The sequence below is a fragment of the Acutalibacter caecimuris genome (assembly GCF_034335085.1).
Taxonomy (GTDB): domain Bacteria; phylum Bacillota; class Clostridia; order Oscillospirales; family Acutalibacteraceae; genus Acutalibacter; species Acutalibacter caecimuris.
This window is the reverse complement of the sequence record NZ_JAWXXJ010000006.1, coordinates 14204-26034: the sequence shown is the minus strand read 5'-3', so window position 1 is coordinate 26034 and position 11831 is coordinate 14204. Positions and strand designations below refer to the sequence as shown.

At 65.5% G+C, this 11831-nt stretch carries 11 protein-coding genes; 7 read left to right on the top strand and 4 right to left on the bottom strand.

Translation table 11 applies throughout. The annotated features are described in order from the left end of the window. The first annotated feature begins 5 nt into the window (after positions 1-5). The 6 genes from U8U01_RS05200 to cobK are packed head-to-tail and all read left to right on the top strand — an operon-like array spanning position 6 to position 5247. Complete coding sequence (locus tag U8U01_RS05200; RefSeq protein WP_322171296.1) at positions 6-821, top strand: sirohydrochlorin cobaltochelatase; 816 nt, start codon at positions 6-8, stop codon at positions 819-821. A gap of 21 nt (positions 822-842) precedes the next feature. Continuing rightward, positions 843-1979: a cobalt-precorrin-5B (C(1))-methyltransferase CbiD gene (gene cbiD, locus U8U01_RS05195; protein ID WP_322171293.1), complete on the top strand. Its 1137-nt coding sequence runs from the start codon at positions 843-845 to the stop codon at positions 1977-1979. Beyond that, positions 1976-2731 (top strand): precorrin-4 C(11)-methyltransferase, encoded by a 756-nt coding sequence (gene cobM, locus U8U01_RS05190; RefSeq protein WP_322171290.1) that lies wholly within the window; start codon positions 1976-1978, stop codon positions 2729-2731. Before cbiD ends, cobM begins: the two co-directional genes overlap by 4 nt. After that, complete coding sequence (locus U8U01_RS05185) at positions 2728-3759, top strand: cobalt-precorrin 5A hydrolase (RefSeq protein ID WP_322171287.1); 1032 nt, start codon at positions 2728-2730, stop codon at positions 3757-3759. The genes cobM and U8U01_RS05185 overlap by 4 nt, the downstream gene beginning before the upstream one ends. Continuing rightward, on the top strand, positions 3756-4487 hold the full coding sequence (cobJ, locus tag U8U01_RS05180) for a precorrin-3B C(17)-methyltransferase (protein WP_322171284.1): 732 nt from the start codon (positions 3756-3758) through the stop codon (positions 4485-4487). The genes U8U01_RS05185 and cobJ overlap by 4 nt, the downstream gene beginning before the upstream one ends. Continuing rightward, positions 4480-5247: a precorrin-6A reductase gene (gene cobK, locus U8U01_RS05175; RefSeq protein WP_322171282.1), complete on the top strand. Its 768-nt coding sequence runs from the start codon at positions 4480-4482 to the stop codon at positions 5245-5247. Before cobJ ends, cobK begins: the two co-directional genes overlap by 8 nt. Before the next feature lie 415 nt (positions 5248-5662). On the opposite strand, the gene U8U01_RS05170 is transcribed toward cobK, so the two are convergent. The 4 genes from U8U01_RS05170 to U8U01_RS05155 all read right to left on the bottom strand — a co-directional run bounded on the left by U8U01_RS05170 (position 5663) and on the right by U8U01_RS05155 (position 8734). After that, on the bottom strand, positions 5663-6355 hold the full coding sequence (locus U8U01_RS05170) for an ABC transporter ATP-binding protein (protein WP_322171279.1): 693 nt from the start codon (positions 6353-6355) through the stop codon (positions 5663-5665). Positions 6356-6450: 95 nt separating this feature from the next. Beyond that, positions 6451-7953, bottom strand: coding sequence for a type II toxin-antitoxin system mRNA interferase toxin, RelE/StbE family (locus U8U01_RS05165; protein ID WP_322171275.1), 1503 nt, complete (start codon positions 7951-7953; stop codon positions 6451-6453). Further along, positions 7950-8219 (bottom strand): type II toxin-antitoxin system RelB/DinJ family antitoxin, encoded by a 270-nt coding sequence (locus U8U01_RS05160; protein ID WP_322171272.1) that lies wholly within the window; start codon positions 8217-8219, stop codon positions 7950-7952. The genes U8U01_RS05165 and U8U01_RS05160 overlap by 4 nt, the downstream gene beginning before the upstream one ends. Positions 8220-8464: 245 nt before the next feature. Then, a complete protein-coding gene (locus U8U01_RS05155) occupies positions 8465-8734 on the bottom strand; it encodes a putative signal transducing protein (protein ID WP_322171270.1) in 270 nt (89 codons plus the stop codon). A 1043-nt stretch (positions 8735-9777) separates the two neighbouring features. Here U8U01_RS05155 and thrS point away from each other — a divergent pair. Next, positions 9778-11682 (top strand): threonine--tRNA ligase, encoded by a 1905-nt coding sequence (gene thrS / locus U8U01_RS05150; RefSeq protein ID WP_322171267.1) that lies wholly within the window; start codon positions 9778-9780, stop codon positions 11680-11682. Positions 11683-11831 lie beyond the last annotated feature (149 nt).

Here is an 11831-nt window from a genome sequence, read left to right as displayed (position 1 = left end):
TAGCCATGCACAACGCACATACAGGGGCCGGGGGCTCCAAAAGGGCCATTCTGGCCGTCAGTTTCGGTACCTGCTGCCCGGTGGGCCGGGAGGAGGCCATCGGCGGCGTCGAACGGGCGCTGGCAGAGGCCCATCCGGGCTGGGGCCTGTACCGGGCCTTTACCTCCCCCACCATCCGCGGGATGCTCCTGCGCCGGCAGGGCCTGTCCGTGGACAGCGCCGAAGAGGCCCTGGACCGGCTGGCCGGCGAGGGCGTCGAAGAGGTGCTGGTGCAGCCCACCTACATCATAGGCGGGTACGAGTACAACCGGCTGGCCGCTTTGCTGGAGGCCCGGCGGCAGGGTTTCCGCCGGCTGGTGCTGGGCGCCCCCCTGCTGGCCGGCCCAGGGGATTGCAGGGCAGTGGCCGCCGCGCTGCTGGGGCCGCCCGCCCCCTCTTCCGGCGGGGAGGCAGTGGTGTTCGTGGGCCACGGCACCGGCCATCAGGCCAACCGGGCCTACACAGACCTGCAACAGGCCTTCCAAGAGGCCGGGGCGGCCCACTGCCTGGTCGGCACGGTAGAGGCTGCCCCCACCCAGGCCCAGGTGCTGGACCGGCTCAGGGCCGGGGGCTGGCGCTCGGTGGTGCTGGTGCCGCTGATGGTAGCCGCCGGCAGCCACGCCCGAAAGGATATAGCCGGCAGCCAGCCCGGTTCCTGGCAGTCCGTGCTTGCCGGGGCGGGCTATCCGGCCACCTGTGCCCTCCGGGGCCTGGGCCAGATGGAACCCATCCGGCAGATCTACGTGGCCCACGCCCAGGCGGCGCTGGAAGCCACACCGTAAAACCCGCAAAGGAGGGGGCGTATGCAGGGCTACTACATCCACCACGGCCGGGAGAAGCTGCGTTGCGGTTACACCACCGGCTCCTGTGCGGCGGCCGGGGCCAAGGCCGCCGTGCTGATGCTCCTGGGGGCCCCGCCCCCAAGGCGGGTCGAGTTGCTCACCCCCAAGGGCCTACCCCTGGCGCTGGATGTGCTGGAGCCCACCCAGGGGCCGGGCTTTGCCGGCTGCGCCATCCAAAAGGACAGCGGCGACGACCCGGACGTGACCAACGGCGTCCGGGTGTACGTCCGGGCAGAGCGCATCCCCCAGGGCTTGGAGATCGCTGCCGGGGAGGGCGTCGGCACCGTCACCCAGCCGGGGCTGGACCAGCCTCCCGGCGCCCCGGCCATCAACACCGTGCCCCGGCAGATGATCGCCGCCGCGGTGGGGGAGGCCTGCGCCGCCCAGGGCTACCGGGGGGGCGTCCGCGTCACCCTGTCCATCCCCGGCGGGGAAGAGCTGGCCAAAAAGACCTTTAACCCCCGTATGGGCATTGTGGGCGGGCTGTCCATTTTGGGTACCACCGGGGTGGTAGAGCCCATGAGCACCGCCGCCCTGCTGGGCACGGTACGGGCCCAGGCGGGTATGCGCCGGGCCGCCGGGCAAGATACCCTCCTGCTCACACTGGGCAATTACGGCGAAAGTTTCCTTCGCCAAACCCTGCCCGGTTTCGAGGAAATCTGCGTGCCCTGTAGCAATTATATCGGCGATGCCCTGGATATCGCCCTGGAGTTGGGCTTTTCCGGGGCGCTGGTGGTGGGGCATATCGGCAAGCTGGTCAAGCTGGGGGCAGGCATTATGAACACCCACTCCGCCCAGGCGGACGGGCGCATGGAGGTGTTGGTCACCTGCGCCCTGCTGGCCGGAGCCGGGGTAGAGGTGCTCCGCCGCCTGCCCGGCTGCGTCACCGTGGACAGCGGGCTGGAAATCCTCCGGGAGGCCGGCTTGCTGGAGGCCGCCATGGCCGTGCTGCTGGACCGGGTCCAGTTCTATCTGGACGCCCGGCTCAAAGGCGGGCTGGCGGCCGGGGCCCTGCTGTTCTCCCAACGGTTCGGGGTGCTGGGCCAAACCGGCCGGGCCGGGGCCCTGCTGGAAAAACTGAAAGGGGTGTCTGTATGATCGATTTTGTAGGCGCGGGCTGTGGGGCCCCGGACCTGATCACTGTGCGGGGCAAGGCCCTGCTGGAGGCGGCCGATCTGGTGGTGTACGCGGGCTCGCTGGTCAACCCGGCCCTGCTGGACTACACCGGCCCCGGCTGCAAGCGGCTGGACAGCGCCAAAATGACCCTGGACGAGGTGGTAGAGGCATTGGCCGCCGCCCACCGGGCCGGGCAGCGGGCCGTGCGCCTGCACTCCGGCGACCCCAGCATCTACGGGGCCATCCGGGAGCAGATGGACCGCCTGGAGGCGCTGGGTATCGGGTACCGGGTGTGTCCGGGGGTCAGCGCCCTGTGCGGGGCCGCCGCGGCCCTAAAGGCCGAGTACACCCTCCCCGGGGTCAGCCAAACGGTGATCATCACCCGTATGGCCGGCCGCACGCCGGTGCCGCCGGGGGAGAGCCTATCGGCCCTGGCCGCCCACGGGGCCACGCTGGTCATCTTCCTCAGCGCCGGCCTGCTGGAGGAGGTCGCCGCCGCCCTCCAGGCCGGGGGGCTCCCCCCCGATACCCCGGCGGCCCTGGTCTACCGGGCCAGTTGGGCCGATGAAAAAGTCTGCCGCTGCACGGTGGGCACCCTGGCCCAGACCGGCCGGGAGAACGGCATCAGCAAAACCGCCCTGATCTGCGTGGGGCATTTCCTGGGGGAGGACTACCAGCTTTCCCGCCTGTACGACGGCAGCTTTGCCACCGGTTTCCGGGAGGCCCGCCCATGACGCCCACCGCCCTGATCTCCGTCAACCGGGCCGGCGGGGCGCTGGCAGCCCGGCTGGCGGCAGCGTTGCCCGGCTGCGCCTGTACCCGGTACGCCTTCCACCGGTACGCCGGGCCGGGCGAGCAGCCCTTCACCAGCCTTTCTGCCCTTACCGGGGAGCTGTTCCCCCGGTACCGGGCTCTGGTGTTCCTGGCAGCCTGTGGCATTGCCGTGCGGGCGGTGGCCCCCCACCTCCGGCATAAGGCCACAGACCCTGCCGTTGTAGCGGTAGATACCGGGGGCCGGTTCGCGGTGCCCCTGGTGTCCGGGCATCTGGGCGGGGCCAATAGCCTTGCCCGGCACATTGCCCAGGTCCTGGGGGCCACCCCGGTCATCACCACCGCCACCGACGCCGGCGGGGCCTTCTCCCCGGACAGCTTTGCACGGGCCAACCACCTGCATATCCTGGATATGGGCCTGGCCAAAGCCGCCGCCGCTGCGGTACTGGAGGGGGCCCCCCTGGGCTTTGCCAGCGATTACCCCGCCGCCCATATGCCCGCCGGGGTGTTCGCCCCCCAGGCCCCCCTGGGCCTGTCCGTTTCTGTAGACGAAACCCGGCGCCCCTTCCCCCAAACCCTCCGGCTGGTCCCCCAAAACCTGCTGCTGGGGGTGGGCTGCAAAAAGGGGGTGCCCCCCGGCGGGCTGCGGGCCTTCATCCTGTCCCGGCTCAAGGCCGCCGGCCTGCCCCTGTACCGGCTGCGGGCCCTGTGCACGATTGACCGTAAACAGGAGGAACCCGCCCTGCTGGCCTTTTGCCAATGGGCCCGGCTGCCCCTGCTGGCCTATACCCCCCGGCAGTTGATGTCCCTGTCCGGGCCCTTCGCCCATTCGGACTTTGTACTGCAAACCACCGGCGCGGACAATGTCTGCGAGCGCGCCGCCATGATGCAGGGCGGGCGGCTGCTTTTGCCCCGCCAGGCGGAAAACGGCATGACCCTTGCCCTGGCAGAGCTGGAAGTCGCGCTGGATTTTGAGAGAGGTGACCTATGAACCTGTTATACATTGTAGGCTTTGGCCCCGGCCACGAAACGGGCATGACCCTTGCCGCCCGCAACGCCATCGAGGCAAGCGGCCTGGTGGTGGGCTACACCGCCTATGTAGGGCTGCTCCGGGATATCTTCCCCCACAAGGCGTTCCACTCCACCGGTATGCGCCAGGAAACCCAGCGGGTGCGCCTGGCCCTGGCGGAAGCCGCCGCCGGCAAAACCGTCGCCCTGGTGTGCAGCGGCGATAGCGCCGTGTACGCCATGGCGGGGCTGGCCCTCCAGTTGGGCCAGGCATACCCCGGGGTGGAGATCCAGGTGGTGCCGGGGGTCACGGCGGCCCTAAGCGGCGGGGCCTTGCTGGGGGCCCCCCTTACCGGCGATTTTGCCGTCATCAGCCTGTCCGACCTGCTCACCCCCTGGGAGAAGATCGAAAAGCGGCTGGCCTGTGCCGCCCAGGGGGACTTCACCCTGGCCATCTACAACCCCTCCTCCCGGCAGCGGGCCGGGCATCTGCGCCGGGCCTGTGAGATCCTGCTCAGGTACAAAAGCCCGGAAACCGTCTGCGGCTGGGTCCGGAACATCGGCCGGGAGGGCCAGGAAATCCGGGTGCTCCCCCTGGCGCAACTGGCCGGGGAGCAGGTGGATATGTTCACCACCGTGTTTGTGGGCAGCGAGGCAACCCAGGAGATCGGCGGCAAAATGGTCACGCCCCGGGGCTACCGGGATGTGTAAGCCCAACTCTCCCGGCCTGCTGCTCTTTGCCGGCACCACCGAAGGGCGGCTGCTGGCAGCGTTCTGTGCCGAACAGGGCATAGGGGCCTTTGTCAGCGTGGCCACCGGCTACGGGGCCGGGCTGCTGCCGGTGTCCCCCCACCTCATCCCCCTTACCGGCCGGCTGGACGCCCAGGGGATAGGGGCCCTGCTGGCGGCCCACCCCATCCGCCTGGTGGTCGATGCCACCCACCCCTTTGCCCAGGCGGCCACCGGGAACATCCAGGCGGCCTGCCGGGCTGCGGGCAGGGCCTATGTGCGGGTGCTGCGCCAGGATGCCCCCCGCCCCCCCGGCCGGTATTTCCCGGACTTGCCCGCCCTCACCGGCTACCTGTCCGCCACAGTGGGGGATATCCTCCTCACCACCGGCAGCAAAGACCTGGAGGCCTTTTGCCGCATACCGGGCTTTGCCCGGCGGTGCACGGTGCGGGTGCTGCCCGCCCCTGGGGCGGTAGAGCGCTGCCGGGCGCTGGGGTTCAGCCCCGCCCGTATCCTGGCGGCCAAAGGCCCCTTTTCTGTGGAGGAAAACCTGCGGCATTTGGGGGGCGCCGCCTTTCTGGTCACTAAGGAGAGCGGCCCCGCCGGCGGCTTTGGGGAAAAGGCCCAGGCAGCCCGGCAGGCCGGGGCCGAATTGGTGGTGCTGGCCCGCCCCCCCGAACAGGGCCTTTCCCTTGGGGAAACCATGGATTTGCTGGCGGCCGGGGCCCCACGCCACACATAAAAAACGGCCGGGCGCCTTTGCCCGGCCGTTTTTCTGTCCGCCCCGTACCGCCTGCCACACCGGCGGTAGAAAGTTGGCTACGCCAACGCTTGGGCTTTGATTCCCGCCGCCCCCTAAAGGCCCCGCCGCCTTTGCAAAGGGCGAGGGCGGCTACTTAGCGCAGCCAAGGTAGGGCGGCTGTCACAAAACTTCTGTGGCCCCCCTCCCATCATGGCGGGTGCCCCGGCTGCACATTTCCCCACCGCCGGCCAGGGCGTGTGCACAAAAACGCCCTCCACCGGCCTTGTGGGCGGATTATGGCCCTCTCCTCCGCCGAAAATGTTTGCGCTACGCCACTACAAGGGCAGCAAGCTGTTTCTGTGTATTTCCGCCTTGCATCAGACAAAACCCGCTACGCCGCTTATGTGGGTACGGCCTAAGAGGCCGGCCGGGTGTCCAGGTCCATCAGCCCGTCTTTCATCCGGTAGACCACATCCGCCTGGGCGGCAATGCCCAGGTCATGGGTCACCACAATCACGCAATACCCCTGCTCTTTCACCAGCTTTTTCAGCAGGTCGATGACCACCTTCCCGTTCTCCGAGTCCAGGTTGCCGGTGGGTTCGTCCGCCAAAATCACCCTGGCCTGGGAGGCCAGCGCCCTGGCAATGGCCACCCGCTGCTGCTGCCCGCCGGAGAGCATGGCCGGCAGCTTGCGGCCGTCCACATCCGCCAGGCCCACCGCGTCCAGCAGTTCCCTGGCCCGCTGCTTGGCCTCCTTGGCGTTATAGCCGTTAATGCGCATGGGGTACATCACATTTTCCGTAATGGAAAGGGTGGGGAACAGGTTGAAGGACTGGTAGATCACCGTCACGTCCTCCCGGCGGTGCCGTTCGCTGCCGATCTCCTTAATGGTGCGCCCCTCTTCCCCGGCGCGCACCTCCCCCCCGGTAGGGGTGCCCAGCCCGGCCAGCATAGACAGCAGCGTGGTCTTGCCGCTGCCCGAATGCCCCACAATGGCGTAGAACTTCCCGCTTTCAAACTGGCAGCTTACGCCCCGCAGGGCGTGCACCTTCTGGTATTTGCTCTGGTAGATGTACTGTACGTCCGTGGCAGTCAGCATATTGCTCATATAGGCAGCCTCCTTTATAAATCCGCCCCGGCGGCCAAGTCCGGCGGCGTTGTGTCCGTTTTTGTGCCCTTTGCCCTCTTCCCGGCCTGCCGGGGTCAGTCCACCTTTGTCAGCAAAGCAAGGGTGTCAAACCGCAGCAGGAAAACCAGCGCCAGGGCCGTGCCCACGCAGGCGCAGGCCATATATACCCCGGCCGCGCCCCAGGCCAGGGCCAATGGGGCCCCCGCCGCCAGGCCGGCCAGCGCCAGTGCCACGCCGCAGCCCGCCAGCTCCGCCAGAAAAGCCCCCAAAAAGTGGGAGGCCCCGTTCAGCAGCTTTTGCCGCCCCAGCGAGCTGGCAATGGCCATCTCCCGCCGGCTGCCCCGCAGCACCAAAAAAGTCACCAGTGTAACCATCCCCACCACCAGCGCGAAGAAAGGCGGCAAAAACCCGTTAAACACCGTCAGGTTCTGCAACAGTTCCCCCGCCGTCTTGATGAAAGCCTCGTCGTCCATGGCAATGGCGTCCCCGGTTATCCGGTCCTGGGCCGTTTCGGAGATCTCCCAAAAGCCCATTTCCCCCAAAGATGCCTTAAACCGGTTCAGTTCCATAGGGTCGTCCAGCCGGGCGCATAGCGACTCCAAGCTGAACACCTCGTCCGCCTGCTGGGCCAGGTCCTGCATCCAGCCGATAGGCCCGTATAACTCCGCCGCCTGGCTGGCCGCAACGGCACGGGGTTGGTAAATGCCCACCACCTTCAGCACCTGTTCCCCCAGCGGGGGATAGCGGGTGCCGTTTGTGCCGTACTGCATGGTAAACAGCGGCAACGAGATCTCGTCCCCCAGCCGGATGCCCGCCTTCTGGGCAAAAGAGGCGTTGGCCAGGCACACAGCCTCCCTGCCGCCGAACATCCCCGGCCCCCAGCCCCGCAAAAACTGCACGTCCCCCTCTTCTATGGCCAGGGCCTCCAGGCAGTTGCCCCCCTTCAAAAGGGCGTCGCCCCCCAAAAACCGCCCCTCCCTTGCCAAAAAGCGGGCCCCCTGGCTGTAAGCCCCGGCAAAGGTGGTGGTGCACTGCACCTGGTGTACCGGCGCCCCGGCCAGGGCCGTATAATGGGCCATGCTGATGCGCAACCCCTCCGAACTGCTGCCGTTGCGGTTGACCACCTGCACGGTGACTGGCACGTTTTGCACCAGGCTGTCCAGCGCGGCCCGGTTGGCCTGTATGTTCCCCAGGTAAAAGGCTATGCTGCCCATCAGCAGCGCCGCAACGCCCAGCAAAAGGGCCGTGCGGCTGGGGTTGCGGAACAGCCGGTAGCAGACCTCTGTCAGCAGGAACATGGCGTACCCGCCCTCCAGCACCGGCGTCCGCAGCCGGTACAGGACCAGCCTGTCCCCTCCCTGCCGGTAGACCATCAGGCAGCCGGGGGCCACCCGGCATTCCCGGTACCCCGCGTAGCGCCCGCCCAAAGGGCGGTCCCTGTAGCGGCTGCCCAAAAACCCCCCGGTGGCCAGTATGTCAATGGCCCCGGCCACCTCGTCCATACGGCGGCCCTTGCGCTGCACCCGCCGCAAATCCCGTTTAAACCGGCGGGAGGGCACGATCCGGCAGCGGTTCATTTCAGAACGTCCTTCAGCAGGGCCTCGGCATTGGTATAGCTTTTCATCCCGCCGGTTTCCAGTTCCCGTTCGGTGTCCCGGATAGCCGCGCGGGTAGTGGCGCTGGGCTGGTTGGTAATCTCAAAGGGGATCCGCTTTTCACGCAGCACGGTGCGCACAAACATATTTACCGCCACCGAGCTGTTCAGCCCCACCTGGGCGCAAAACCCGTCAAACTCCTTTTTCAGGTCCGCGTCCATCCGTATGCTCATCAGTGCCTGTTTCATAAAGATGCTCCTTTCTCCATAGCGCCCCCCGCGCTTTTGTCAAATCCCTCTGGGCCTCTGTTGGGCCTCTGGCAGCCTAAGGGGCGTCGCCCCTTAGGAATCCCCACCACCTTTGAAAAGGTGGACGAAACTTCCATGGCCGCCTCCCATGAAGGGCGGGTACCCCAGTTGCACATTTCCCCACCGCCAGCCAGGGCTTGTTTCCGATTTTTCAAACAGACTCTAGGGGCCATACCGGCCGGTTATCAGGGATTTTCGCCGTCAGGGGAAAAGCTTTGGAGGATCTCCTCGGCCTGGGCTTTCTGCCCGGCGGGCACAAAGACCCGCAGCCTCTCCCGCATCCCAGTACGCATGACCAGCCCCGCGCCGTACACGGGCAGGGCAGTGCAGGGGATATCGCTGCCCTGCAATAGCTGCATGAGCATTTCCGCCCACATGGTTTCTTTTTCTGTAAGAAATTCGTAACCGGCCTGGGGCTCGCCGCCCTGTCCTGCCGGGTTTTCAAAAGATTGCATAGGGGGCTCCTTTCCGTATAAGGGGCGGGGCTTTTTCTGCCCCGCGCTGGCACTATTCTTCTACTATTAAGTATAGCACACCGTACGTACGATGTCAAACACAATCTCCCCCCAAATCCCGCCCTCCCCGTACCCCCTCCGCCCCCGTTCCTGCCCACTCCGTCCCCCTCCAGCACCGTCCCCGCCGTCCCAACCATTCCTCCTCCCGCCAATGCAGCCCTCGCCCTTCGCCCCACCCCGTTCCTGCTCCCCACGCCAACACAGCCCTCCCGCCTCCCATCTACCCCACGCCCATTTCCTTCTCACCCCTCGCTCCCTCCAACGTAGCCCCCCATCATCCCCCACCTCTTTTCCCCGCCCCCCTCACAATTTTCTCCAAAAGAAAAAACTGCCTCCGCCAGGCCCGCCCCGCCGCAAAACCGCAAAAAATACCTGCCCAATACCCCTCGGATATCCCCTTCATACCGCCCCCTTATCCCCCCAATAACCCTCCCATACCCCCCGGATAACCCCCGGTAAAATTCCCTTTTTTCGCCCAAACCCCCGCCAGGGGCCCGGCCAACCGGCAAAGCCCCGCCGGGCAAGCACCCAGCGGCCAGCCCAACCCACGCAGCCGTTTTGCAAATAAACCGCCCCTGCGCCCCACGCCCCCACAGCCGGAAAAGCTTGACTTTTGGGCGTTTCTTTGCTATAATTCCATGTTATAGAGCCAAAAAGCGATGAAAAGGACGTCTTAGCCAACAGGGTCCCCACAGAGAGCCAGCGCCTAGGGTGCAAGCGCAGGCGGCGGCCCAGGCTGTAGATACCACCTTAGAGCTGCTGCCGAAAGGACAGCCGGACGGCCCCGTTAGCGGCCAGCCATGAGGAGGCCCTCCTAGGCCTTGAATCCGGGTGGAACCGCGGTGCGCCTTAAATTTACCCCAAAAGGCTGCGTCGCCCCAGAGAGGAGCCGTTGTGCTGTACGCCAACGGCCCCTTAAGCTGGGGCGGCGCTTTTTTCCTGGTTTTTCCGGCAGGGCAGCCCCGGCAGAAAGGAGAAATCTTATGATCACCATTGACCTAAAAGGCCAGCCCAAAGAGTTCGAGAGCGGCATAACGCCCGCCGAAGTGGCCAAATCTATTGGTATGGGGCTGTATAAGGCCGCCTGCGCCGCCAAAATCAACGGCCAGGTATGCGACCTGCGCACCCCTATTACCGAAAACTGCGGGCTGGAAATCCTCACCTTTGACGACCCGGAAGGGAAGAAGGCTTACTGGCATACAGCTTCCCATATGCTGGCCCAGGCGGTGCAGCGGCTGTACCCAGGCGCCAAATTCGCCATTGGCCCGGCCATTGACAACGGTTTTTACTACGATTTTGAACTGCCCGCCCCCATCTCCCCGGAAGACCTGCCGAAGATCGAGGAGGAGATGAAGAAGATTGCCAAAGAGAATATCGCGCTGGAGCGCTTTGAGCTGGATCCCCCGGCAGCTATGGAGAAAATGGCCGGCCAGGGGTACAAACAGGAGCTGATTGAGGAGCACAGCGGCAACGGGGAGAAGATCAGCTTTTATGAGCAGGCGGATTTTTGTGACCTGTGCGCCGGGCCCCACCTGATGGCCACCGGGCCGGTAAAGGCCGTTAAGCTGACGTCCATTACCGGGGCGTACTGGCGGGGGGATGCCAGCAAGAAGATGCTGACCCGCATTTACGGCATCGCCTTCCCGAAACAGGGCCAACTGGAAGAGTACCTGCAACGGCTGGAGGAGGCCAAAAAGCGGGACCACCGCAAGCTGGGCCGGGAGTTGGGCCTCTTTATGCTGCGGGACGAGGGGCCGGGGTTCCCGTTCTTCCTGCCAAAGGGCATGGTGCTGAAGAACCTGCTCATCGACTATTGGCGGGAGGCCCACAAGCGCTACGGCTATGTGGAGATCAGCACCCCCATTATGTTGAACCGCCAGCTATGGGAGCGTAGCGGCCACTGGGACCACTACAAGGACAATATGTACACCACCGAGATAGACGAAACCAACTTTGGCATAAAGCCCATGAACTGCCCCGGCGGTATGCTGGTATACGCCAGCGAGCCCCACTCTTACCGGGAACTGCCCATGCGGGTAGGGGAGTTGGGCTTGGTGCACCGGCACGAGCTCTCCGGCACCTTGCACGGGCTGTTCCGGGTGCGCTGCTTTACCCAGGATGACGCCCACATCTTCATGACCAGGGACCAGATGCTGGACGTGATCCAGGAAACGGTGGGGCTGTTCGACGAGTTCTACTCCACCTTCGGCCTTTCCTACACCATCGAGCTCTCCACCATGCCGGAGGACCATATCGGCGAGGTAGAGGAGTGGGAGCGCAACCAGGACATCCTGAAACAGGCCATTACCGCCATGGGCAAGGAGTTCGTGGTGAACGAGGGCGACGGGGCTTTCTACGGCCCCAAGCTGGACTTCCACCTTGCCGACAGCCTGGGCCGTACCTGGCAGTGCGGTACCATCCAGTTGGACAGCCAGCTACCCGAACGCTTTGAACTGGAGTACACCGGCGAGGACGGCCAAAAGCACCGGCCGGTGATGATCCACCGGGTGGTGCTGGGCTCCATCGAGCGGTTTATCGGGGTGATCACCGAGCACCTGGCCGGCAAGTTCCCCCTGTGGCTGAGCCCGGTGCAGGCGGTGGTGCTGCCCATTTCCGAGCGCCACCACGCCTATGCCAATGCCCTGACGGCAAAACTGGAGGAGGCCGGCCTGCGGGTGGAATGCGACCTGCGCAGCGAGAAGATTGGCTACAAGATCCGGGAGGCACAGGTGCAGCAGACCCCCTATATGTTGGTGGTAGGGGATAAGGAGATCGAATCCGCCGGCATTTCCGTGCGCCACCGTAAAGAGGGCGACTTGGGCCTGATGAGCGCCGAGGAGTTTATCGGGAAAGCGCTGGAAGAGGTCAAGAGCAAGGAAATTAAGTAAAAGGGGCGGCCGCCCAAGTTGAAAACCAATAAAACCGGCTGTGGCCGGCAGGGTACAAGCCCCCGTTTTTACAAAAAGCACAGGTAGTGGCTGCTGCCTGTGGACAATAAAAAAACCCGCCACCCCGGCAGGAGGGGTTGGCGGGCTTT

Bases quoted from the DNA above. Each gene is read 5' to 3' on its own strand.
- U8U01_RS05200 (WP_322171296.1), top strand. From the start codon at position 6: ATGCACAACGCACATACAGGGGCCGGGGGCTCCAAAAGGGCCATTCTG.
- cbiD (WP_322171293.1), top strand. From the start codon at position 843: ATGCAGGGCTACTACATCCACCACGGCCGGGAGAAGCTGCGTTGCGGT.
- cobM (WP_322171290.1), top strand. From the start codon at position 1,976: ATGATCGATTTTGTAGGCGCGGGCTGTGGGGCCCCGGACCTGATCACT.
- U8U01_RS05185 (WP_322171287.1), top strand. From the start codon at position 2,728: ATGACGCCCACCGCCCTGATCTCCGTCAACCGGGCCGGCGGGGCGCTG.
- cobJ (WP_322171284.1), top strand. From the start codon at position 3,756: ATGAACCTGTTATACATTGTAGGCTTTGGCCCCGGCCACGAAACGGGC.
- cobK (WP_322171282.1), top strand. From the start codon at position 4,480: ATGTGTAAGCCCAACTCTCCCGGCCTGCTGCTCTTTGCCGGCACCACC.
- U8U01_RS05170 (WP_322171279.1), bottom strand. From the start codon at position 6,355: ATGAGCAATATGCTGACTGCCACGGACGTACAGTACATCTACCAGAGC.
- U8U01_RS05165 (WP_322171275.1), bottom strand. From the start codon at position 7,953: ATGAACCGCTGCCGGATCGTGCCCTCCCGCCGGTTTAAACGGGATTTG.
- U8U01_RS05160 (WP_322171272.1), bottom strand. From the start codon at position 8,219: ATGAAACAGGCACTGATGAGCATACGGATGGACGCGGACCTGAAAAAG.
- U8U01_RS05155 (WP_322171270.1), bottom strand. From the start codon at position 8,734: ATGCAATCTTTTGAAAACCCGGCAGGACAGGGCGGCGAGCCCCAGGCC.
- thrS (WP_322171267.1), top strand. From the start codon at position 9,778: ATGATCACCATTGACCTAAAAGGCCAGCCCAAAGAGTTCGAGAGCGGC.